At 49.5% G+C, this 24147-nt stretch carries 21 protein-coding genes; 4 read left to right on the forward strand and 17 right to left on the reverse strand.

Annotated features, from left to right (window positions below; translation table 11 throughout):
- Positions 1-131: 131 nt before the first annotated feature.
- The gene (locus DXA74_RS11370; RefSeq protein ID WP_118527684.1) at positions 132-701 is read right to left on the reverse strand and encodes a GNAT family N-acetyltransferase; all 570 of its coding nucleotides are present in this window, start codon (positions 699-701) and stop codon (positions 132-134) included.
- A gap of 156 nt (positions 702-857) precedes the next feature.
- On the opposite strand from DXA74_RS11370, the gene rmuC reads away from it, so the two are divergent.
- Complete coding sequence (gene rmuC / locus DXA74_RS11375; RefSeq protein ID WP_118527686.1) at positions 858-2273, forward strand: DNA recombination protein RmuC; 1416 nt, start codon at positions 858-860, stop codon at positions 2271-2273.
- 82 nt (positions 2274-2355) lie between these two features.
- Here rmuC and DXA74_RS11380 read toward each other — a convergent pair whose 3' ends face one another.
- From DXA74_RS11380 to DXA74_RS11400, 5 genes are all read right to left on the reverse strand, one after another.
- Positions 2356-2799 carry a PepSY-like domain-containing protein gene (locus DXA74_RS11380; RefSeq protein ID WP_118527688.1) on the reverse strand — a complete coding sequence of 148 codons (444 nt, stop codon included), beginning with the start codon at positions 2797-2799 and terminating at the stop codon, positions 2356-2358.
- 35 nt (positions 2800-2834) lie between these two features.
- Positions 2835-3272 (reverse strand): PepSY-like domain-containing protein, encoded by a 438-nt coding sequence (locus DXA74_RS11385; protein WP_118527690.1) that lies wholly within the window; start codon positions 3270-3272, stop codon positions 2835-2837.
- A gap of 65 nt (positions 3273-3337) precedes the next feature.
- Positions 3338-4633, reverse strand: a complete 1296-nt coding sequence (locus tag DXA74_RS11390) for a HAMP domain-containing sensor histidine kinase (protein ID WP_118527692.1) — start codon at positions 4631-4633, stop codon at positions 3338-3340.
- 7 nt (positions 4634-4640) lie between these two features.
- Complete coding sequence (locus tag DXA74_RS11395) at positions 4641-5315, reverse strand: response regulator transcription factor (protein ID WP_118527694.1); 675 nt, start codon at positions 5313-5315, stop codon at positions 4641-4643.
- A 14-nt stretch (positions 5316-5329) separates the two neighbouring features.
- Positions 5330-5740, reverse strand: a complete 411-nt coding sequence (locus DXA74_RS11400; RefSeq protein ID WP_118527696.1) for a PaaI family thioesterase — start codon at positions 5738-5740, stop codon at positions 5330-5332.
- A 146-nt stretch (positions 5741-5886) separates the two neighbouring features.
- On the opposite strand from DXA74_RS11400, the gene DXA74_RS11405 reads away from it, so the two are divergent.
- On the forward strand, positions 5887-7086 hold the full coding sequence (locus DXA74_RS11405; protein ID WP_118527698.1) for a hypothetical protein: 1200 nt from the start codon (positions 5887-5889) through the stop codon (positions 7084-7086).
- Between the two features lie 110 nt (positions 7087-7196).
- On the opposite strand, the gene DXA74_RS11410 is transcribed toward DXA74_RS11405, so the two are convergent.
- The 7 genes from DXA74_RS11410 to DXA74_RS11445 form a co-directional block, all read right to left on the reverse strand.
- Positions 7197-11888: a LamG-like jellyroll fold domain-containing protein gene (locus tag DXA74_RS11410; RefSeq protein ID WP_118527700.1), complete on the reverse strand. Its 4692-nt coding sequence runs from the start codon at positions 11886-11888 to the stop codon at positions 7197-7199.
- Between the two features lie 243 nt (positions 11889-12131).
- The gene (locus DXA74_RS11420; protein ID WP_118527704.1) at positions 12132-13553 is read right to left on the reverse strand and encodes an alkaline phosphatase; all 1422 of its coding nucleotides are present in this window, start codon (positions 13551-13553) and stop codon (positions 12132-12134) included.
- Between the two features lie 222 nt (positions 13554-13775).
- A complete protein-coding gene (locus tag DXA74_RS11425) occupies positions 13776-14207 on the reverse strand; it encodes an amino acid-binding protein (RefSeq protein WP_118527706.1) in 432 nt (143 codons plus the stop codon).
- Positions 14208-14221: 14 nt separating this feature from the next.
- Positions 14222-15520 (reverse strand): phenylacetate--CoA ligase family protein, encoded by a 1299-nt coding sequence (locus tag DXA74_RS11430; RefSeq protein ID WP_118527708.1) that lies wholly within the window; start codon positions 15518-15520, stop codon positions 14222-14224.
- A gap of 577 nt (positions 15521-16097) precedes the next feature.
- Positions 16098-16547 carry a hypothetical protein gene (locus tag DXA74_RS11435; protein ID WP_118527710.1) on the reverse strand — a complete coding sequence of 150 codons (450 nt, stop codon included), beginning with the start codon at positions 16545-16547 and terminating at the stop codon, positions 16098-16100.
- A 13-nt stretch (positions 16548-16560) separates the two neighbouring features.
- Positions 16561-17004, reverse strand: a complete 444-nt coding sequence (locus DXA74_RS11440; RefSeq protein ID WP_118527712.1) for a hypothetical protein — start codon at positions 17002-17004, stop codon at positions 16561-16563.
- A 38-nt stretch (positions 17005-17042) separates the two neighbouring features.
- Positions 17043-17960 (reverse strand): hypothetical protein, encoded by a 918-nt coding sequence (locus DXA74_RS11445; protein ID WP_118527714.1) that lies wholly within the window; start codon positions 17958-17960, stop codon positions 17043-17045.
- Between the two features lie 272 nt (positions 17961-18232).
- Here DXA74_RS11445 and DXA74_RS11450 point away from each other — a divergent pair, with 272 nt between their 5' ends.
- Complete coding sequence (locus tag DXA74_RS11450; RefSeq protein ID WP_147401099.1) at positions 18233-18955, forward strand: hypothetical protein; 723 nt, start codon at positions 18233-18235, stop codon at positions 18953-18955.
- Positions 18956-19057: 102 nt separating this feature from the next.
- Positions 19058-20134 (forward strand): ADP-ribosylglycohydrolase family protein, encoded by a 1077-nt coding sequence (locus tag DXA74_RS11455; RefSeq protein ID WP_118527718.1) that lies wholly within the window; start codon positions 19058-19060, stop codon positions 20132-20134.
- Positions 20135-20247: 113 nt separating this feature from the next.
- On the opposite strand, the gene DXA74_RS11460 is transcribed toward DXA74_RS11455, so the two are convergent.
- The 4 genes from DXA74_RS11460 to DXA74_RS11475 all read right to left on the reverse strand — a co-directional run bounded on the left by DXA74_RS11460 (position 20248) and on the right by DXA74_RS11475 (position 23756).
- Positions 20248-20649, reverse strand: coding sequence for a YbjN domain-containing protein (locus tag DXA74_RS11460; protein ID WP_118527720.1), 402 nt, complete (start codon positions 20647-20649; stop codon positions 20248-20250).
- 15 nt (positions 20650-20664) lie between these two features.
- Positions 20665-21129, reverse strand: coding sequence for a hypothetical protein (locus DXA74_RS11465; protein ID WP_118527722.1), 465 nt, complete (start codon positions 21127-21129; stop codon positions 20665-20667).
- 31 nt (positions 21130-21160) lie between these two features.
- On the reverse strand, positions 21161-22138 hold the full coding sequence (locus DXA74_RS11470) for a 26S protease regulatory subunit (protein WP_118527724.1): 978 nt from the start codon (positions 22136-22138) through the stop codon (positions 21161-21163).
- A gap of 337 nt (positions 22139-22475) precedes the next feature.
- Positions 22476-23756 (reverse strand): S41 family peptidase, encoded by a 1281-nt coding sequence (locus tag DXA74_RS11475; protein ID WP_233550523.1) that lies wholly within the window; start codon positions 23754-23756, stop codon positions 22476-22478.
- Positions 23757-24147 lie beyond the last annotated feature (391 nt).

Raw genomic sequence — 24147 nt, forward strand, 5'->3', positions numbered from 1 at the left:
ACTCCCGTATGGGCCGCACCACGCGCCCGTACGGGAGTTTTTTTTGAAAAGCACCGTCCGAAAAATTCATCTCAATGAAATGAAAAAACCATCGTAATGACTTTCTGAAATCATCACAATGGTTTGAAAACTTATTTTCCGCCTTCCGGCAAGGTGAGGTCGAAGTCGTTGCAGCGGTACACCTCTGTGTAGAGCCAGCGCTTGATGCGTTCAAAATCGGCCGCCTCATCCAGTCCCTCTCCCCGCACCATCAGATGCAGGGCTATCGGCTGGCACTCCTTCTGATAAGGTGGTTGCACATAAGGACTGTTCTCCCAAAGCACAAAACCGTTGCGACGGTAGAAACCGATTCTCCGTTGCGCCAATTCTTCTACAGGCAACTCTACCTCGAGCACCAGCGGAACGGTATATTGCTGCGCCAACAGGCCGAGCACCTCGCTGCCGATGCCCTTGCCACGCACCTCGGGCACGGTGGCAAAATGTTCCACATACACAAAGTCGGGGCCCTGCCAACAGGTGACGAATCCCACAAAAGCGCCTTCCTGATTCAAGGCATAGGTAATAAAGAAAGGACTTTCGTCGGTCACCCGGCGCTGGTCTTCCCGGCTGCGTCTTTCCTCGGGCGGGAAGGCGGTTCCAAACAAATGCTCCACCTGGGCATATTCCGCATCTCCGGTCTTAATCTTTTTCAGTTCAATCATAGCATCAAAATTTATTTACCGGCAAATGTAAGAAAACAAAAGCTCAGAAACAAATATTCGTTTTTTTGTTTTCGCCGCATAAAAACATGCCGCCGAAAAAAGTTATCTTTGCAGGAGTAACCAAAAACAAATCGGTAAAACAAGAATCCGGAAATCATGACTGAAAGCATCATTTTTTTATTCATCGGTATTTTGGGAGGCTTTGCCGCGGGATGGCTCCTCCAGAAAAGCAGAAACGGGGGCATGCTGGTGCAAATAGCTGCCAAGGATAGTGAACTGGAGCGCGAACGCCAGCTGTATCAGCTGGAACAGGAACGGAGCAAGCAGCGCGAACGCGAACTAGAACAGCGGCTCACCCAAATGAATGAGGAAAACAAGGAACTGCGCTCGGCACGGGCCGTTTCGGAAAAGGAAATAGAACTGCTCCGGCGACAGATTGCGCTGGAGGAAGAGGCCGGAAAGGAGCGCCTGAAGGAACAGATGGATATGGTAAGACAGCAGATGCAGAATGCCACCCAGGAAATGCTCAAGCAGCGGTCGAACGAACTGTCGGAGCACAACCAGTCACAGATGAGCGCCCTGCTCACCCCACTCAAGCAGTCTATCTCCGAAATGAAACAGACGATGGAGAGCAACCGTGATGTGCACAACCGCAACACGGCCTCGCTCGAGAAAGCCATCGAGGAAATGATGAAACGCACGGTGGACATCGGTAAGGAAGCCGACAAGCTGGCTCACGCCCTGCGCAACGAGAGCAAGACGCAGGGTAACTGGGGTGAGCTGATTCTGGACGACCTGCTCTGCGGACAGGGCCTGAAAGAGGGGCTGCACTACGAGAAACAGGTGACGCTGCGCGACGGACAGGGACGGGCTCTCCGCAATGAGGAGTCGGGCAAGAAGATGATTCCCGACACCATCCTGCACTACCCCGACGGCAAGGACGCGGTGATCGACTCCAAAGTGTCGCTGACGGCCTTTGTGGACTATCAGAACGCGGAGACCGACGAGGAACGGAACGAGGCCCTGAAACGGCATGTGCAGAGTGTGAAGCAGCATGTCAGCGAACTGGCACGCAAGGACTACAGCGCCTACATCAAACCGCCGCGCCAGTCGCTCAACTACGTCATCATGTTCGTACCCAACGAATCGGCCCTGCAGCTGGCCCTGCAAAGTGAACCGGCTCTGTGGCACGACGCCTTCGAGAAAGGGGTGTTCATCACCAGCGAACAGAATCTGATGGCAGCCCTGCGCATGATCCAGATTGCCTGGACGCAGGTGCAGCAAGCACGCAATCAGGAGGCCATATTCGACACGGCGCGCATGTTGCTGGACCGTGTGTCGGACTTCATCAAATTCTTTGATGAGATGGGACAGAAGCTGCAGGAAGCGCACAACTGTTATATCAAATCGGCCAACAAGTTGCGCGACGGCAAGCAGAGCGTTGTGGGAGGCGCCAACAAACTGATCCGCCTGGGAGCCAAGACAAGCAGCAACAAGACACTGCCCGAAACCAACGAAAGCGGCATCCCTTCACAATCGGAAAACGCCGCTTATCTGACCGACAAATCATAAACCTGCCGATACAACAACGCCCGGACCGTGCTTTTCTGCAACCGTCCGGGCGAATTTATAACTCTTATCTACATACGATGTATCAATCGTCCATTCTCAGGAAATTGCCCTGAGCATCAAACTCTACAGAGAGGTCGTTCTTCAATTCCACCTCATAGCCACCTTTTCTGTAACGCTCGATTTTCTCAACACCCACATTCGGGAAGTTCTGCTTGAGATAATTCTTGATGGCCGTCGGGATCAAGGCAGCCGGCACGGCATTCAACTTGCAGTCCACTTCGGTCCATTCTCCCTTGCTGTTGAACTCCACCTGAGTGCCATCCTCAAAAATCACTTCGTAAGTGGCAGCTTCCAGAAAATCCTTGTCGATCTTGATATAGGAAAGCTTTGCCTTCGGGAAATTCTTCTGAATGACAGTACGTGCTGCCTGAGGCAACTGGTTTACATCGCGGGTTATCACATCTTTAGCTATTGCTTGAACTGACAAACCAATCATCATCACCAATAAAAAAAACAGTTTCTTCATAATCGTAAATTTTTAGATTTCTATTTTCAGTTTATTTAATCGTCCATTCTCTTGAAATTGCCTTCTGTATCAAAAATCACTTCCAGGCCATTGCCTAACTCCACTTCCATCTCGCGGGAAGTGCGCTTGACTTTCTCTACCGAGTCGGTTGCAAAGTTCTGATTGAGATACAGCTTCACAGCATCGGGCAAAAACCGTACCGGTACGGCCGTTCTTTTGCATTCCACCTCTTTCCATTCGCCGTCGGAATCAAACTCCAGCTCATCGCCGTTGGTCAGCACCACTTTGTATTCTGTGGAAAACAGTTCGCGGTCAATCTTGATGTACGAGATGTGATACTGCGAAAAGTTACTCTGAACAAACTGTCGGGCGAGTTCCGGAAGCTGAGCCACATCGCGGGTCACCACATCATCCTTACACGACGTCAGCAGCAAAGTGCCGGGCAATAATAAATATAGAAATAAGCGTTTCATATCTTTCTCCTTTCTTCGTTGGTTATTTTTGATACGACAAAGGAAAACATGAAAATAGGAATCATTTAGGAATTTGCATCGGTTTTCTCGATATTTACAATCTTTAACTTAAACACGTGCATTCCCTCATAATTATAGATCAGAGGAAGGTGATAGAAGTCGGCTATCGACTTGACCAGAGCCAGACCAAGGCCGGTGGACTCGGAAGTCTTGCTGCGGTCATGATAGAATCTGCGGAAAATCATTTCGGAATCGAGAGGGGTGTTTCCGCTGTTTTTTACCATCAACCACTCACGGGTCAGCAGCACTTCTACCTTTCCGCCCGACGGAGTGTGCACCATAGCGTTCTTGAGCAGATTATTGACCAGCACATGCGCCAGCGATTCATTGATCAGAACCGGCTGCGCGCCGCTGCACTCAAAATGCGTGTCGATATGCTTCGACTCATAGATGTCGTTCATAATCTCCAGTATGTCGGCAATCATCTGCGAAAGGTCTACCGGAACGGAGTCAATGAACTGTCCGTTGTTAATGCGCGAAAGCAGAAGCAGGGACTTGTTGAGCTGCACCACCCGATTCAGGGCCGTAAACATGTCTCCCACATATTCCAGCTGTTTTTCGGTAACTCCGTCCGATTCGGCCAGCAACTCCAGCTTGCCGCGAATGATGGCCAGCGGAGTCTGCAACTCGTGCGACGCATTCTCCGTGAACTGTTTCTGCTCCCGATAGACCGATTCGGCCCGGTGGGCCATATCCAATGCGGCATCGTTCAGGATGCGGAATTCTCGGATGGCGGTATCGTTTTCCAAGTCGGGTACCGGCTTTCCGGGCGTCATCTCCTGCAACCAAAGCACCAGACGGTGCAACGGACGGAACACCCGTTTGAGCGAAGCATATACTCCCAGTGTGGTGCACAGCAGCAGCACGACATACAGCACGACCAAAGCCCACCAGATGGCCCGGATCAGATCATCGCGCTCCAGCGTGGAACTCATCAGCGTGAGCTCATAATAAGCCCCGTCAGCCGTGCGGAAACAACTTTTCATCACGCGCACGGGCTCAAACTCATTCTCGGTCTGTATGTATACCGACGAGTCGAAATAGGTTTCCCGATAGTTTTCCGCCTCTTCTTCGGTTATGGGACGGAACTGGTAGCGCTGCATGATGGAATCGTTGCTGTGGAGCAGCTCTGGATTGTGCAGCACTTTTCCGATCAGAATCTCACGCGTGTTGTTCAACGCATCATCGGTTTCATCCATCACTTCGTAAAGCACCAGGAAATAGAACACCGTGCCCCACAGAGCCAGAAAGAACAGAACAATCAGGAAAATCACCCGATTGGTGTATCGCAATAAATTCATAGGCGCTCTATACGATTAGTTTATATCCGAACCCGTACACGGCCTTGATTTCGGGAACAGCGCCGGCTTGCTTCATCTTCTTACGCAGATTCTTCACTTGCGAATACAGGAAATCCAGACTGTCCGCCTGGTCTATATGGTCGCCCCAAACCGATTCGGCCAAAGAAGTCTTGTTGATCAGACGGTTCGGATTGGATACAAAATAATACAGCAGATCGAACTCCTTCCGGTTCAGCTGTATCTCCGTATCGCCCACCATCACCTGTCTTTTGTCGGGATAAACCACCAGATTTTCCAGAATGATGCTGGTATCGCCGTGTGCGTTCTTGCGTCGCAGCAACGATTTGATGCGGGCATGCAACTCGGCCAAATGAAACGGTTTGGCCAGATAGTCGTCGGCTCCCATGTCCAGACCCTTGATTTTATCATCCACCGAATCCTTTGCCGACAGGATGATCACACGCTCCTGCTTGCGCAGACGCTTCAGTGCGGAAAGAATTCCCAGCCCGCTTCCGCCCGGCAACATGATATCCAGCAACACACAATCATAGTCATACTCCTGCACTTTGGTCAGAGCAGTTTGATAATCGGACGCGCACTCCACGATATATTTTTCTTTTTCCAAAGATTCGCGCACCATATCGCGCAGGCCATCTTCGTCCTCCACTACCAGAATTTTCATAAGCGTTTCTGTTTTTACATCAGTCCGTCCACCTGGAGATCTTCGCGCTTGCGATAGCCCGAACTGGTCATCAGAGCAATCAGCTCCCCCTGCCCGTCAGTCACGCGCACTTCTATAAAAGGTACTTTTCCGTGGTTCATCACCTCGCGGGCCTCGGCATACAGTTCTCCGGGATGAGCGGGTTTCAAGAAAGTGATTCCGGCATTCAGCGACAAAGTCAGCTTTCCCCGGCTGTTGGCGGCTACTCCGAAAGCCATGTCTGCCAAGGCAAAAATCACTCCTCCGTGACAGATTCCTCCCAAATTCAGGTGACACGGCTTTACGGTCATGCGCACCCGGCCATAGCCTTCGCGGGCCTCAACCACCTCTGAACCCAACATTCTTTCAAACTCATCGCAATCGAACAAATCTTTCAGTGTACTCATAAATCTATTTTTCTAATGATTGGATAAAGTTAGTAAAAAGTGATGGATTAAGAAGAGTTTGAAATGATAAAAAAGAAAAAACCGAAATCACGAACAACCTGTCTGATTATTGCGTATCTTCGCTTTCAGTAAAAAAAAGTACCATTATGATCAGTATAAAAATAGAAATACAAAGCTGGAAAAAAATCCTGTTGTTCTGCCTGGTTCTCGGAGTAATCGCAGCAGGAGCCTATTGGACCACCCGCTGGGTGATTCCGACACATGATTTTGAAATAACCGACGATCTGGGAGGAAATATCTTCCCCTCGGCCATTCTGTCTACGGCCACAACCGATGCCATGATCATCAAACCGACCCTAAAAAACTATCTTGGAAATCCGAAATCGGGACTGGCCCTGAAAATCAACTCCCCGTCGGAAAACTGCAGAATTCAGGTTACCGTTGCCGAAACGCCTTTTTACCGCACCTCGGTCTCGGAATTCGTACTTCCGGAAAAAGGTACCGAATATACCGTTTATCCGGACATCATCTGGAACTATGAAAAGCTGCGCAACAACGAACAGGCCACACCAATCAACGTAGTGATGCAGGTCAGCGCCAACAATAAGGACTGGGGACAGCATATCAAGACCTTTTCCATGCGCAGCATCAATGAATGCCTGTTGGGCTATCTCGGAAAAGACAACAAATATCACACGACTTATGAGTTCTTTGCCGCTTATGTGAACGAAGAGAACCCTCTCATCGACGAGGTGCTCCGCGAGGCCCTGAACACTAAAATCGTGAACCGCTTTCTGGGATACCAAAGCAAACAGCCCGCTTATGTGGACAAACAGGTGTATGCACTCTGGAACGTGCTTCAGAAAAGAAACTTCAGATACAGTTCCATTTCTTACAGCAGTCTGTCGAGCAACGTCGTATTCTCCCAACGGGTGCGCACCTTTGAGGATGCCCTCAAATCCTCACAAATAAACTGTGTGGACGGAAGTGTCCTCTTCGCCTCACTGCTGCGGGCCATCAATATCGACCCGGTGCTGGTTCGCATTCCCGGCCACATGTTTGTAGGATACTACACCGACAAAGGACACAAGGAAATCAATTTTCTGGAAACAACCATGATAGGTGATGTGGACATGGACGAATTCTTCCCCGAAGAGAAACTCGACTCCACAATGGTAGGAAAGAGCCAGAACGAAGTGTCACGCATTGCTTTTGAGAAATCCAAGGAGTATGCCAACAAGAAATATCAGAGTTATGAGAAACTGTTCGGCACCGACAACAAGAATTACATGTTTCTGGAAATTTCCCGCAACATAAGAAAATCCATTCAGTCTATCGGCAAATAAGGAACTGCACAAAGCCGCAGCCGAGGCCATGGCCTACATAAAATAACCGCATCAAAACTCACGTATGAGTTCTGATGCGGTTATTTTTATTGGAATTCAGTGTGGTTCCATTAAGGAACAAACACTTTCATCTTGTTGACAATATAGATTCCTGACTTCAGAAGAACAGGACGTGTACCGACTACCTTTCCGCCAAAGACCTGCGTACCGGCAACAGTATGGATCGTTACCATCTGAGGTTCGTCGGACGACAGATACAATCCTCCGCGTACCACGCGTACCTGAATGTCCTTTGTCTGCGGAGTCACTGTTTCCAGTCCTGTCGTTTCTCCATTGGATTCAATCTCATCATAAGGAATCTCTGACAGAGTAAAACGGCTGATTGTTCCGCTACCCCAGTTAGAAGGATCACGCCAGTCAACCAGAACGCCCAAAGAAACCGTTGCCGGTTCCGAGAGCTGGAACGCCACTTTTCCGTTGGCAATGTCGTCATACACCAGAGCCTCATCCAGATGATCAACGTCAGGAAGTCCTTCTCCCTTATTGACCACCAGATAAGAAGTCAGGAACTTATAATATGGACCAAAGTCTACAGAGAACTGATAGAAGCCGGCCGGAAGTTCTATGGTCTGGTATACCTTATGGTTTGGAATCTCCTGAGCAAATCCTCTACCGGCTTCGACCACCATATTATAATTATATTCCTTATCGGTTACATGGAAACCGGTTGGAACACTACCTTGAGCGATATTCTCCAATATCCATCCCGACTTGTCGGTTTCTGTTTCCAGTTCATAATTCTGATACTGTGCAATCGGATCCGTATAGAACGGAGTTTCTGCATGCAGGAACGGAGCTTTATAATTAGTCAGGTACTGGTCTGAAATATCTTTCACCTGACGCTCGTTGAAATTCAGCCAGAAAATGCCCTTGGCGCTGCTCCAGGCATCACCATCCGGTCCGAATCCTTCACGGCGACCGGTATTTCCGTTTCCGGACAAGTCCTGCACATCTCCAGAGTTCTGATTGAACGGAGAATACAATACCAGACCAGCTTCCTTAGCTTCGGACACTGTAGCCGCAATCTCTCCCACTTCCGGACGTGCCTCCTGGTCCGGCCAGATCGGTGCATTGGCATATTGGCGGATCTGATCTACGGTAAGTGCTTTCTTCCAAACCTGAAGTTCATCAATCACGCCATAGAAAGGAGCTGAGGAACCTCCCAAAATGAAGTTGTCGCCAAAAGCTATTTTTGCAGTAGGCAAATTCTGACTCTGGCCGACCTGCTTGCCGTCGCGATAGAAAGACACACTGCCATACTGGAAGGTAACGGCATAATGATGCCATGAACCCGACAGCATATATCCCGCAGGCGACTGCACATGACCATCGGCAGTATACAGATGCATGGATCCATCCGCCTCGGTATACATCAGGAAGTCCTTCTCCGTATTTCCGATTCCATTACCCTTAATCTGCAAAGTATTCGGATACATCCACCAGCCGATGGTGAACGATTCGGACTCAGTCATCGGAGACTGATAGACCACACGCGCCTGATCGCCATAGAAACGCAGTCCCTGTTTTCCGTCTGCATTACAAATAGTCAGCGCCTTCACCTTGGTGAGCTTGTCGCTTCCCATGGCATTGGAAGTAGACAGAGTGATGTCGTAGATACCCGTTTCCTTGGCCACGAAAGAAGTATTCTGGCCATGTACCAGCAAGCGGTAGTCGCCATTAACAAGCTCCCACTGCCACTGATTCGGTGAGTATTCGGTACGGTCTTCCAAAAAGACCTTCTCGCCTTTCACCACAATATCCGGAGCCACGGCAAAGGCAGTCTTCGGAGCTGAAGACATTGCTGTAACCTCCATGGAATAGGTATCGGAACCCTGCGGATTGGTCACCTTGAGCGTTACGGTATATTTACCTTCCTTCGGGAAAGAAACCGATGCCTGACGTGTATAAATCTTCTCCGGAGAGCAACCCGGAATAGACCATTCATAAGTATTCACGGCCAGATCCTGCTTTGGAGTAAACACCACACGGTCGGTAGCCGGCACTTCCGTTTCGGAAGCAGCGAAAGTAGCATCCGGCTGCGGCATAGGCAATACCTGAATCTTACGGGTAGCCTGGTTTTGGTTACCGGCAGCATCAAATACCGTCAGGGTCACTTCCTGCTCACCGGCCTTATCGAATACCAGTTTGGCTTCCGGCAGACTGAAATCAGCGGTCTGTGCCCCTGCTGTGGTCCACTGCCAGCGCACGGCACCCGGAGCATCAGTACTCTTGGCCACCACTTCCTGCCCTACATAAACCTGCGGCAGAGAGAAGTCGAAATCGGCCTTAATGGCATTCTGTTCCAAAGCCAGGGTTGCATCTTCGAGCGGAATAGTAGAACCCTTTGAAACGCGGGCATGGTGTCCACCGGCCGAATCAAACAGGTAAACCACATTATCCTGAACATAGCTGTCCATCTTGTAGTATGCCAACAATCCGGTCTGGAATTCAGGGCGGGCAAAGGATACATTCATACAATCCTGAATCTGCTGCTGTGTACGCGCCGTGCTCCAGATGCGCAGTTCGTCCATGCGGCCGTTCATCAGATTATTATTGGAGCCGAAGACCATGTCGCCGAATCCGCCGATTCCGACTGCCTGGTTATTCGTCAGCGTTGCAGCTTCCTTGCCGTCAATATAAACTGTCAAGCGGTTGCCGTTGATGACGAGTGCCACGTGCTGCCAAGTGTTCACTTTGAGCGAACCGGCCGATGTACTTACCCGGGAATTGATAGTCCAGCCGGCAGTGATGTTCTTGTCGGCACTGCTATGGAACAGGAATTTGCCCCATCCCGGACCGATTTGCTGGTTATAGTTGGCCAAGGATGTAGGCTTCAGCCAGAATTCCATAGTCAGGGTATTGTATTTGCTGTCAAATACATCGGGCACGGTGAAAGAAGAATTCATGAAATTGCGCACCTTGTTGGCAGCGACAGTGGCAGCCTCCGGTGTCACTGTTACCGGAATGCGGGATGATTCCACCTCCTTGCCGTTCAGCTGATAAAGAGCCACCAGACTGAGCGCTCCGCTCTTCTGTTCTTCTGTCAAGGAAGACAAATCATATTGTTTTTGGTTTCCGTTGAGTGAAGCCACAAGAGAACCATCGGCATAAAGACGATATCCCTGAAGCACATAACCCGACGGTGAAGGCTGATCCCAAGTGAGGACATTGCTTTCGGCCATCACATTGCGCGGGGCATTAAACGATTCTCCTCCCACAATGACAAAAACAATGGTCTTTCCTCCCTGATTCTCAATCTTCACACCATCGGCCGGCAGTTCGGCCTTCGTTTCGATTCCGTAGGCATCGAATTCATAGTCAATCACCGACAAGGCATTGACATGTCCCTCGCCCACAGCTGATTTCTTGGAATCGATCACGAAGAAATATTTAAGAGGCTTGCGCAAGTCGTAGCCAGTGGTAAGGGCTGTCAGATCGTAACCCAGTTCCATCGGCTCGTCGTGCAACTTACCGTCGGCCCAGCGTCCCAGCATCGGTGTCTCGGCATCGGGATAAATGTTGTCATCAAGTTTCATTCCGTTGCCGGCAAACTTGAAGTACTCCATTGCCACAGACTTCTCGGGCTCGGTAGCAGACGTATCGGATGAAACTCCGGCCACGAGTGAAATCTCACTGCGCTTGCTGAAGTCAACAGATACCTTCATGGTGCGCAAAGGACGATAGTCCGGAGTGACATAATACACCTCCGGATTCCAGTAACCCACGCCATACATATCCGGGTTACCGTTGCCATCGGTACCGAGGCACACGGCAGTCTTGTAAGGACAATAAATCAGTCCGTTGCCATCCCAGGTCGGTCCCCAGGAATTTGCCACGATCCAGGCGCCCACTTCGTCCTTATCCTTCTCACCGGCTACTCCATTGCCGTCGAGGTCAAACTCGATGCGGTCGTCGTAACCTACGACAGCCATCTCATGGTCAATCTGTACTCCCCAGCTCGCCACATAGCCGTCGCCCACAACTCCCAGTGAGCGGTTGGTTTCGGTATCGGGCACCGTAGAGGTACTGTATCCCTGCACGAAGCCGATTGCGATGGTACATACTCCACCGGCATCAAACGAATTATCGCCCTGGTGGTTCCAAAGCCACTGCTTCACGGCCTCGCGTCCTTCCTCCGTGCGCACATTCTGCGGGAACATGGCAGCACGCTCAATGCGGTTGAACATGGCGGCATACCACTTGTCGTAGCCCTGCATCCATCCGTAGTCATTGCTGTACCAGTTCTGGTCCGAACCAAAATCCTTGGAGAATGTGCGTCCGCCGTAAGTAACGGCATCGGGCACTCCATGATCCTTCAGCACCGAAGGATAGTCGGTGTTCTGATAATAATGCAACCAGTTGTAATGGGTAGGATATTGGTTCTTCTCGACGCTGGCATCGAGCCGGCGGGCCGCGTTCATCTCATAAGTGAACATATAGGCAATGCGCGCCGCAGCCGTGCAGGAAGCATGCTCCTGCTGAAATATTGGCGGGAAATAAATACGCTCGGCGTTGTTCACACGCAGAGGGCGCTGTGCAGCCGTACTCTTCACGCCTGACCGACCATCCTGACGGGCCCATCTCAGGCCTTCATAAGGATTAAATGACTGTACGGGCGGCAGCGGCTCCACACCGATTCTCACGGAGTCTGCAACTGCGGCCCGGGCTCCCACCGGAAGGGTAGCCAGTCCCCAGCAAGTCATCAGACACCAAGCCGGAAAACTTCGTTTCGTTTTTCTCATAATGGTATGTATTTAAAGATGATGCGTCACCGCTACAGAGGAAAACCGGCAAACAATACAGGCACAGAAAAGATCTCCTCCGGGGTGATACTGAATATTAAGGTTTTGCAAAATAAATGTTTTTTTGCAGAAAACGCACAACAAAATCCCAAAAACATGAACGGATACAAACAGAAAAAGGTCGGTTGCTCTTCCTCTTCAGGAAACTGCAACCCACCTTTTTCAACAACTCTATGGATTTTATTATTTTATCTCCTCATAATCGGCCGCTTCGGCAATCTTCTTGGGGATGTCCGTATTATCCATCCGTCCGGTGAAGCGCTCGGCTCCCACACCGATGGCGAATACCGGCACATAACCGTTGGAATGACCGCCGCTCTGCCAGCCCACGCAAGCCACTTTGTTGAGAATCTGCTTGGCTACAGTGGCCAGCTCATCGTCGTTCTGATACAGCGTCTTGCTGTTCTCGGCAATACCTTTCTGAATATGGTCATAAGCCTGCTTCAGGCGTTTGGTCTGGTTCTCGCTCAGCTGCACCTGATCCCAGAATCCGAAGTTCTCCTTCAGACTCTGTTTCACGGCCTCCCAGGTGAACTTGTCTTTCAGAGTCTCGCGCAGACGGCGCACCTCGGCCGAATAGTCTGAAATGCTCATCTTCTGGTTCTGAAGCACCTGAGTATGCATTTCATAAGGACCGACACCCAGTGCCAGTCCGCCCGTCTCATGGTCGGCTGTAACGACAATCAGCGTTTCATCGGGGTGCTGCTTATAGAAGTCATAAGCCACACTCACGGCCTGATCCAGATCCTCGGTCTCGCGGAAAGCGGCAGCCGCGTCATTGGCATGGCAGGCCCAGTCGATGGCACCGCCCTCAACCATCATGAAGAATCCCTGGTCGCCCTGAGTGGTCAGGAAGTCGATGCCGGCCTGCGTAATCTGCTTCAGCGTCAGGTCCGTGCTTGTCCGGTCGATGGCATAAGGGATGCGGCTGCGGTCTTTCTTCGAAGCCTCTTCGGTCTGCAAAAGAATCATCTTTCCGGCATCGTTCTTCTTTTTCTCATAATCCTCATAGCCGCGAGCAATGACATAGCCGGCTTCTTCAGACTGCGCATACAGCGAAGGAGTCTGAGGATTCTTCTTGTCGGTAGGCTGAAGGAAGTCCGAACCGCCGTAAAAATCGAATGCCGCACGAATCAGGTCCTGACCGATTTCATAATACATATCACGGTCGGGCACATGGGCATAGAACGAAGCCGGTGTGGCATGGTCGACCGATACGCTGGTCATCACTCCCACGGCTCGTCCGCTTTTCTTGGCCCGCTCGGCAATGGAGGCAATGCGTGTTTTCTGATCCTTGAGCATACCCAACACTCCGTTCTTGGTTTTCTGTCCCGTGGCCAGTGCCGTTCCTCCGGCAGCCGAATCCGTCACTCCGTTGGTGGCCGAATAGGTAGTCACCAGTCCGGTATAAGGGAATTGTGCAAACTGCAAAGGTTTCACTCCGATGCGTCCTTCGAGGGCAGCCAGATAGGTCTCCGTACCGTTTACCTGATTCACGCCCATGCCGTCGCCAATGAAATAGAACACATATTTGGCCTGTCCTTCGGCCCATGCAGACCAGGCGAGCATCAAGGCTGCACCAAGTGTCATTAATCTTTTCTTCATAAACGTATTATATTTTTTTCATTTCTGATATTCCTGCAGCAAAAATAGCATTTTATTCGCTGCAAGCCTTGTGCCGGAAAAGAAAAAACGCACCCCGCCCCTTCCTTTCGCCGAAAAAGCAACAGAGAAATTACAAAACGAGGATGCGCAGGGCGGGCAGCCTCATCCTCCGAAAAAGCCGCCAGCCCCTTTCGGGAGACTGACGGCCTGTATTTTCGGCGACTATACCAGAGAAAGGAGTGTGTCTCCGGTGAGGGCATTCATCCCCTGCCCGTCGATAACCTGAGCCGTTTTCTCGGGATTGTCCGTACGGAACACCAGAATGCCTTTTCCGGCCAGCATAAAGGAATAAAGGTAGGAAATGGCGATTCCGGCACTGCTGATCTGACGGACCGCATCGGCGGCACGGCCGGGCACATTGTCGAGCGTGATGGCAAACACCTCGGAAGCATTGGCCGAGATGCCCGCAGCCTTGAGCACCTCGAGGGCCCGGTCAGGTTCGGCACAGATGATGCGGTAAATACCATATTCCACCGTATCGGAAATGGTGGAGGCAATGAGCTGAATGCGGGCTTCCTTGAAAAGTTCCAGCACACGGACCAGAGTGCCCGACTTGTTTTCTACAAAAACGGATATCTGTTTTACGGTCTTCATAATTTACGGTTTCTTTAGATTAATGTTTTGCGCAGGTCCTTCACACGCACGGCCTTACCTTCCTGCTTGGGCAACGCTCCCTTAGGCACGAGCCGCACCACCGGAGTGATGAGAATCTCATCCTTGAGCTGACGGGTAATTTCTTTGGTCAGTGCCTGAAGACGAGGATAGTCATCACAGAACTCCTTGAGTTCCACCTCTACGGTCATCAGGTCGTTGGCCTCTTCATTGGTCAGCGTGATGAGGTAGTCATTACCCAGCTCGGCAAACTGCATCAGGATGGTTTCGATCTGTATCGGGAAGATGTTTACGCCCTTGAGAATCATCATGTCGTCGCTGCGTCCCTTCATGCGGTCCAGACGGATGTGATGACGCCCACAGGGGCATTCTCCCGGCAGAATGCGGGTGAGGTCACGGGTGCGGTAACGCAACAGCGGCATGGCCTCGCGGTTGATAGTGGTCAGCACCAGCTCGCCCACCTCGCCCTGAGGCACAGGCTCGAGGGTCTGCGGGTCCACAATCTCCACAATATAATAATCCTCCCAGATATGCAGTCCGTTCTGTTCCTTACATTCGAAAGCCACTCCGGGACCGCACATCTCCGACATGCCGAAGGAATTATATGCCTTCACGCCCAGCATGTCCTCAATACGGCGGCGCTGCTCCTCGGAGTGCGGCTCGGCCCCGATAATCAGCGTATGCAGTTTGGTATCCCGTTTCGGGTCGATGCCCATCTCCTCCATCACCTCATACAAACGGCCGGCGTAGCTGGGAATGGCATGCAGAGCGGTTGTTCCGAAATCGGTGATGAACTTGATCTGGCGCTTGGTATTTCCGGCAGCCGCAGGCACGGTGAGCATGCCCAAACGCTCGGCACCATACTGGAATCCCAGTCCGCCGGTAAACATGCCATAGCCCGATGAATTCTGGAAAATGTCGCCAGGACGCAGGCCCACCATATACAGGCAGCGCGCCACGGCATTGGCCCACTCATCCAAATCCTTCTGTGTGTGCAGAATGACCGTCGGAGTACCGGTCGTACCACTGGAAGAGTGCAGACGCACCACCTGCTCCATCGGCACGGCAGCCAGCCCGAAAGGATAGTTGTCGCGCAAATCCTGCTTGGTGGTAAAAGGAATCTTCTGCAAATCATCCAGCGAACGGATATCGGCAGGCGTAATATGATGGTCGGCAAAGCGCTTGCGGTAGAAAGGGGAATTCATGCACTGCGCCACCGTCTTTTTGAGACGCTCCAGCTGCAAGGCCTCGATTTCGGCACGCGACAGTGTTTCTAATTCAGGATGTAAATACATGCTATCTTATGATTTTAAAGTTAATGATGCGAAGATAAAGAAAAAAGTAATAAAAAGAAGCAGAATTCAGATTATTTTCCACTGGAAGCAGACTATCAGAAAACGAAACAAACAAAATGACAGCAAAAAGCCGCCGACAGGCCTCATCGCGATATTTTTTCTGCTCAAAAAGTAACCGGACAATTTTCAGCAATGTGCACTCCAGCTTCTATTCTGCATAAAAATACTCTTGAAAAAGGAATAAAAACAGTATATATACGCTTTTTATGCAAGAAACAGTCCGTTCTGAATGGAGCTTTCCCACGGTTCTCCCCAGAAAACAATACGATGACTTTCGGAAAGCATCAAAGGAATTTTCCAAAACCGTCTGAATGAAACTTGAAAGACTCTCGCAATATGCCGTTTTTTCACATTTCACGAGCTATTTCGTGAATCTGTCCGATGGCATAAATTCAGCTTATCAAACTGTATTACAAAAAGATACAACTAAAAACAGGCTCTGAGATTTCCAAAATTCCAGCCCGCCGGAACCACGGCTGTAATTTCAGAAATCTCAGAGCCTTAAAAAATCAGAATGTCAGCGGAACTCATGCAACTTCCTCCGGCATCCTTCTTCGATGTGCCGGGCCACCCGCCGATAGACCGCCTCGGACTGGAAATTGGGGTCCTCCACTTCGGTATCCGTACCGAAGGCCCATTGATCGAACAAAATGATCCGGTCCCAATAGTTATACCCCAGCACACGGGTAACCGCATCACGATGCCCCCTTGTAAAAACAATAATCCGGTCGGCAGCAGACAGCGGCCTATGATTGAGCGGGGCAGTTTCCCCGGTCATCCGATACCCCATCTCCGACGCGACGCGCGTCATCACCTCATCCCTCGGGTTCTGCCCCCAGGACAGAGTCCCCATAGAACACACTTCCACATCCTGTATTCCCTCACGCTCCAAAAGTGTCCGCAACACGCATTCTGCAAAAGGAGAACGACAGGCATTGCCGGTACAAACAAAAACAACTCTTTTCATACGCTCCAAACCATTAATGAAACGGAATCAGCACCTCTCCCTTCCGGTTGATAACGGCCTGCACAGTCAGTTCGTTATATTCTTTGCCGCCGAAACCATCCTCATCTGCAAAGAAACGGCCATCGGGGCAAACCGTCCAGGATACACGGGCGCGGCCAGACTGAAACTCATACACCCAAAAACGATAGAGGGCTCTCAGTCGGACGGCATTGTCTGTGTTCACATCGCGGTCTCTGACCGACTGACAGACATCCTGTTCCGTAAAGGCCACCATCGTGCCCTCGAAGTCTGTCAGTTCCACCACCTGCCTCGTTCTCCAGTCTATAAGAAGCCTTTGCTTCGAGCCCTTCGATTCCAGAAACAGCATGTCTTCTCCCAAATCATGGATGTTGAAGATATAAACCAAATATCCGCGCTCAATGCCCCAAAGCAGGCGCTTTTCCTCTTCCGTTGTCATATTCTCTTCATTTTTATGATTCCTTCCAATAAAAGTCTCTATCTTTCCGTTACAAAGACCCGGTTTACCGCAAACAAATGCTTCTTCCGGAGCAGGAACTCCTTTTCAAAGTCCTGCCCCAGTCCTAAGGAACACCGTTCATCGGCGGTAAGGGCTTTCATCACACTGTTCAGACGGGCGGCAATGTCTTCGCAACGGAAATTTCCCTCCGTGCGGTGCCCGCGCATCTCCGGCACCTCGGCCAAAGGGACAGACGGATGAAAGACGTAATACAGCGCAAGGGCTATATCCGTGCGATGCAATCCCATGGCACAGGACAGATAAAACCCACCCCGGTCTATCAGCCGGAACAGCAAAGGCAACGAGGCGATAATCCGATGCACATCTGTCTGCCGACTGTCCACCGGAATGCTGTAATACTCCATGCCGGCCTGCCGCACCTCGCGGGCAAAACGGTCGGTCTGGTCGGCAGTCCGCAAATCAATAATCACTTTCACTCCGGCAGCACGGACACGCTGCAACAGCCAGTGACTGCCGCGCCCGGAAAGGGTACGCCCACGCACTCCGCATGCCGTCACGGGGGCCAGATCAACAATAGGCAACGGTTTCAGATGCTCAAAAAGAGCGTTCGTCTTCCGAAACCCTGCCGCACCATCCGCCTGTAACCCTTGCGAAGACGGAATCTTGTTTTGTGCATTCTTTCCGATATGCCACCCATCACACCAGGCACATTTATATACCGAAAAATGCACACCCCGTTTACTTCCCATAGCATCGGCTGCTTTTTGTGCGGCCATTTTCGACGGATAGGAAACCTTCAGTACTCCGCTCCGACGCGAGACATGGCTATAGCGGCTGAATATCCCCCAAGCATTGCGTGTCACAAATATATTGGCGAATGCTCCCGGTCGTGTCAGCTGCTCTGCAATGGCCCATATCAAATTCTTTATCTTCATCTCTCTACCTGATTTTAACAAGGGATGCTCCTGCAAATAGATTCACCGCCCATGCTTTTACTGTTTCTATAACTAATGGAGGGGACAACAGCATGAAATCTATCAGAAAAGACTACAGCCGATGAAACCGCAGAATGCCATAGTTCACAAAAATAAAAAATCCGCACAAAATTTCGGACTTTTCATGGAAAAATATAAAACAGGATGATTAACTTTGAGGAATGATTGCCAAACTTCATTGAGAATAACCTTCAGAAAAACAAGAAACTGCCATGAAACAAAAAATAATCAAAACCGCCACCCATCTAATGGCCAAAGCCGCCATGAACTATGCAAAAAACAAGTTGCAACATGCCGGATTGATGCAACTGGCCAAGCATAAAGAAGAAGTATGGAACGTGGGAGACCTGGTCATCCAGAACAAGACACTCGCCATCGTTGTGGACGAAAAGACCATAGCCACCATTGCCGCTCAGGAAGGCAAATGGCAATTTATGAATTCATATTGCCCCTACCTGCACGAGGTGGGTTACAATGGCGACTGCGGACTGAAGACCCAGGCTACAAGCCGGAGCAACGGAGCCGAAAACCAGTTTCTGGTGGAATCATTGATCCGTCAGTTAGAATCACCTACCCGGAACACTTACGGCTGTCCTCCACCGGAGTATTACATTCCGGCCTTCGACTTCTGCTCTTCTCTGGGAGCCGGATGGTATCTGCCGGCCTTTGATGAATTATGGAACATGTTTTCCAATCCTCTGGTAGCAGCCGCGTGGAGAAAGTATGCCTCCCTACAATCCGGAAAAGATTATACGAACCGGGAACTGCAAATATGGTCTTCGACAGACAACGGACATCCGACATCGGAAAACGACGTAAATTATACCGAAGCACTGGCTCTAACGGTTTCGGCCGAAGGGAAGTTGTCGGAGCACTCCAAAATCAAAAGCCAACCGGCAATGATCATCGCATTCTTCAAACTGGAGTCTGTATGACAAGCGGCCTTCGCGCCTCACAAAGCCGACCAGGGAAAAGCATCTTTGGAAATCTCCATGCATCACCATAAATAAAAAATCACAGTAAAAAACGAATATAATATGGAACATCACAACATAAACGACCGGATAAGAGGTTCCCTGATTGGCGGAGCCATAGGAGACGCTCTGGGTTACCCCGTGGAATTTATCTATCCCTATCATCGCATACAGGAAAAGTATGGTATCAACGGTATCACACGCTATGACACGACGCAATGGTGGACGGAAAATACCGACAACAACGGCACAGCCGTAGTGTCGGACGATACGCAAATGACTTTGTTCACCGCCTGCGGCATCCTGAACGCCCAAAAGAACCAAACAGCCATTCTGTCAGAGATTTGTGAGGCTTATCTGGAATGGTTATGCACCCAAATGGAAAAGAACAAAAAGGGATTCGACCAGTGCTGGATTCGCAGACTACCCGAACTTAACGCCCGCCGGGCACCGGGAAACACCTGTATCTCTGCCCTGCGCCATATTATGGCCGGACTCACCCCGCACAACAACAGCAAGGGGTGCGGCGGCATCATGCGTATCTCTCCGATTTCTCTTTATGGAGCGGTGGATAATCGTATGAACATCCGGGAAGCCTGCCATCTGGCAGCCGAGGCCTCAAAGCTGACTCATCAGCACCCGTTGGGCTATATCCCATCGGCCTTCACGGCATACCTCATTTACCGTCTGGCACAGGATCAGCATCCCGATGCCGAAAGCTTCAGGAAATACATTAAAGAGAGTCTGGACTTTATTCAGGAATCCTATCCGGAACATCCGGAGGAGGTGGAGAAGTTCAACCGACTGATTCAGACTGCCGTCCAGTGGGCAGAGACACCGGAGGATGATGTCCGCGTCATTGAAAAGGAACTGGGCGGCGGTTGGGTTGCCGAAGAAACGGCAGCCATAGCCGTTTACTGTTCGCTGGCCCATTTCAACGATTTTGAGAAAGCCATGATTGCCGCGGTCAATCATAGCGGCGACAGCGACTCAACCGGTGCCGTAACCGGAAATATTCTCGGAGCCGCAATGGGATATGAAGCCTTGCCGGCATTCTATAAAGAGAATCTGGAACTGCATCGGGTCATTCTGCATATTGCCGATGATCTTTATGCCGGTGCTGAATCCCAGTTCGAGTAGAGAGTTTCTGATACAAAAAATGCCGTGAAAGAAGATAGCGGGGATTTGCACCGTCATCTGTCTTTCACGGCATTCTGCAACGAATATCAACATTTAGGACTCACTCAGATAAGTTATTCCAGATTACCCAATTCAGCCTTCACTTCATAATAGGTGCTTCTTATCATACCTAATATTCGCAGGATATGCCCCACATTAACCTTCAGGCTTTCCTCATCGGTATAGAAGAACTCACAATTGGCTGAAACGCTTTTCAAGGTCCGGTCAATATAGACTTTGGTAAGCTTGATTTCCCGGCTTAATTTATTGCAGACGGCCAGAGTCAACGCCTCTTCGCCTTCCTCAATATCGGCAAACTGCGGAAACAAGGCCGAAACAAACGGTTCTTCATCGTCACCGGTCAAAAAATAGAAACACTTCATCTGATAGCGTACAAAAATATCGCCGTCTTCGTCAATCTGCGGTTTGTAACCATTGGCTTCAATGGCTTCCTGAATCATTTCTTTCTTAATCATCTTGCTTTCCTCCTGTTAGTTTTGTTCCTCATCATTATCAGTCACTTCTTCGGCAACCGTTTCCTTACTACCCTCTTCGCTGCTGGCATCCGACGTAGCCTCTTCAATCTCCGCCATTACCTTACGGGCAAATTTAAGGGCGGAAACCAATCGAATGATCATTTGAGGAATTGTCTTCATAAAATCCTCATCGCCAATCAGTTCTCTTTCATAAAAAAGCCAGATACTGCTTCCGCATATAAAGGTCTTGACATATTTCAGGGTTGAGTTAATCTTCTCCATCAAGGCACAGGCTTGCAGTGCCTTGCCTTCCTCGCACTCATAGATCCCGGGCAAGGACAGGCTGAGAAACTCCTCGTCGCTGTCGTTATAGACAAGCAAGAAATTCATCCCTTCATAAGTGAAGCTATAGTTGGCATTTTCCTCTGGCTCCAGAACAAATCCCAGATCACTGAATGCTTCAAAAAGTTTTTCTTTCATAGTCGTATTATTTTATGGTTTTTTACTTCTTTTATCTGAATCCGATCACGGCAGGACGGCATCCTTCATCTTTCGGTGAAAACTCGCCTCTTATCCGCTCATACTCGCGCAACTCCTTTTTGCTGACCGAAGGATTCTTTTTGGAAATGACCTCCTCCAGAAGAGTCTGGCTGATGCGCCGGTAGTCTTCTGCCTTTTCCTTTATCGTGGCATTGAACATCTTGCGTGCTGCCGATTGCACAATATAGCAAATGTCACTGCAATTATATCCTTCTGTCAGTTCTGCCAAACGGGTCATATCGATATCCTCTTCAAACGGCAGTTTCGAAAGAGACAAGGCAAAAAGACTCTTGCGTGCCTCCATATCCGGCATGTCGACATAGACCATCTCGTCGATGCGTCCGGTACGCAATACTGCCTTATCGATATACTCCGGATGATTGGTCGCAGCCAGCACGTAGACTCCCCGTTCGGAAGCATTGTTAAGCATGCAGAGAAATTCATTGACCTCACCATTGTAATGCTGATTTTCCTCACCGCCGGAACGCTTGGGCACCATAGCATCGAATTCATCGAAAAACAGCAATGTGGGTGCCTCTTTCTCGGCATTACGGAACACTTCGCCGATTTTCTGCTGTGTGCCATGAATCCACGTACAGGCCAGATCATCAGGCACAATCTTGATAAAATTGATACCGAGTTCTTCGGCTATCTTCTCGGCAAAGAATGTCTTCCCGCAACCAGCCGGACCATAGAACAGCATGGACGGCGGTTTGATGCCATACGCCTCGGCACACTTACGGTTCTTCAGTACATTGATAAAGCCTTCTTTGATAAAATCCTTCAGCTCATTCATTCCTGCGATGTCGGCAAGACCGTTTCCCTTTTTCTTCGGTTTCTCTGCGGGCTTGCGCTCGGTTTCCTGCCCCGAAAAGATTTTTTCTTCGCTCACAAGGTTCTGTCCGCTGATACGGCGAAGCAAGTCTTTTTCTATATCTGATGTTTTCATCTTCTATCCTCCTATGTTTTGTTTGTCTTTATAAGCAGAGAGGGATGCCAGGAACCTCTTCTACTCGAAAAACTGTTATTTTTTATTAAAACATCAACAAAATGTTTGTATCGCTCCAAAACATCACCAGCCTTCAAATCTGTTTTTACGAGGTGCAGTATTGGGGCGTCAACATTATTAAAGAAGAGAATACAGAAAAGAATATATCAGGGAACCTTCATTTTTTAGAAACAGATGTTTCCAGAATGGCACATCTGTAGTTATAAAAAAACGGCAATCTCTTTCAGAATGAATCATTTATATTCTGAAAAAGATTGCCGGAGAATAAGAATTAGTATCAGAATTCCTTTTTCAATTTTTCGAGAAGAAAAAGAATTTCCGCATTTCTATCGAAATCATATTTTTTATAGTCCTCATAAGATGGCATCCAGTCCGGATAGAAGGTCTTGGCTCGCCGATCATTGCCTGGCAGAAATATCTGCAAGGAATTGGAAATACTCCCCCGCAAACCGGTAAGCGGAAGTTTGAACGTGGTTTGCTCCATAAAGGTATTTGGTGCCTGTCTGCTCGGTACGCCTACAACCGTAGCTCCCAATTTCCATAAATAAAATGCATAGTGAAAAGCTGCGCTGAAGGTATTGCAGTCTGTGACCACAAAAACATGCCGGGGAGTATACAACGGCTTTTCGTTCTGTGCTGCCAACAAATGAGGCACACTGGTCATATAAATATTGTCACGGCACAATTGCTCGATTGTAGGAACTGATGCCGTTGTATCCTCTACACCCAAAGTATAATCTCCCATTTTCCAATTGGCTTTCCGGGCACTGTTAAAATGGGCAAGGTCTGTATTCTGCTTTTGCAGCAACAAAGGAGAAATGAGCTGATAGAATTTCCCATTTTCAACGGTAATACAACGCGGACCATAAAGCTGATAGAGTGTAGGAAGCGTAATGGGTGTCCATCCTCCCGAGTTGCCTCTAAGGTCAATAATCAATGTAGTCGACCGGTTATCTTTCATTTCTGTCAGCATTTCCGCAAAGGTTTCGGAGAAGGAAGCAAGGTTCTTGATTGCCTCAAGTGTATCAGCAGGCTTCTTCATACCCAAATTCCGGTAGTAACTATCCAGCTGCTCCATTCCTCCCCATCCGTTATTGTACATGAATTCAAAATTGTCACGACCGTAAATCATATCAATATTGATATACATCACCTGCTTCTCCTTATCGATAAACCGATATTCCAACTGCTTTTTGGGCAGTTGCATGGAAGTGGAAACAAATGCGGTTATGTCGGCATAAGCCTTCTCTGGAGACTCCAACGGCAGAGTAACCTGCTCCGTACGATTATCGGGTGACAGCAAAGTCAGACACAACGAATCTTTCTGTCTCGGAAAGAGCTGGTGCAGGAATTTTTCGTGCAATATTTGGTTGCATATAAGGGTATAGCTGTCATAAAGATTCTCACATGCTCTCAATTGTGAAGCACGAGTCAACACAGCCTGCAGGGAATCACCTTGGATCGAGAGCACCCGGCTTCCCAACAAGTGACGGTATGTCTTAGGCAAACCGTTCACAATAAGTCCCTCCGGTATCACCTTCAGACGTAACGGTAGCATTCGCTGCATCTGTTCCCCCGATGGAGCGGGACTGGACAGCCAAGTATGCCCATCCCGTATGTTTGAAAGAAAAGCCGAAACCTGATCATAAAAATCCTGCATACTGTGAGGTGTGGAACGTAGTCTGTTTTCCAATTCAAAAGCAGCCTTTCGAAAAAAGAATTTTCCACCGAAACCGGTATAAGGATCCGGATGTGTACTTTCCAACATTTCCACAAGATATTCAAAATCGGACACAAGTGTATCCCCCAAAACAACCTGCGAAGTTTGTGCATAACTGCGAATGCCCCCAAAAGACAAACCACAAAATAAAATGGTACATAACAAATGCTTCATAAAACAAATCTAGATGAACCCTATCATTTTACATTTTCTTGCTTTGACAGCAGGA

It is taken from the genome of Bacteroides sp. OF04-15BH, from assembly GCF_003477995.1.
Lineage (GTDB): Bacteria > Bacteroidota > Bacteroidia > Bacteroidales > Bacteroidaceae > Paraprevotella.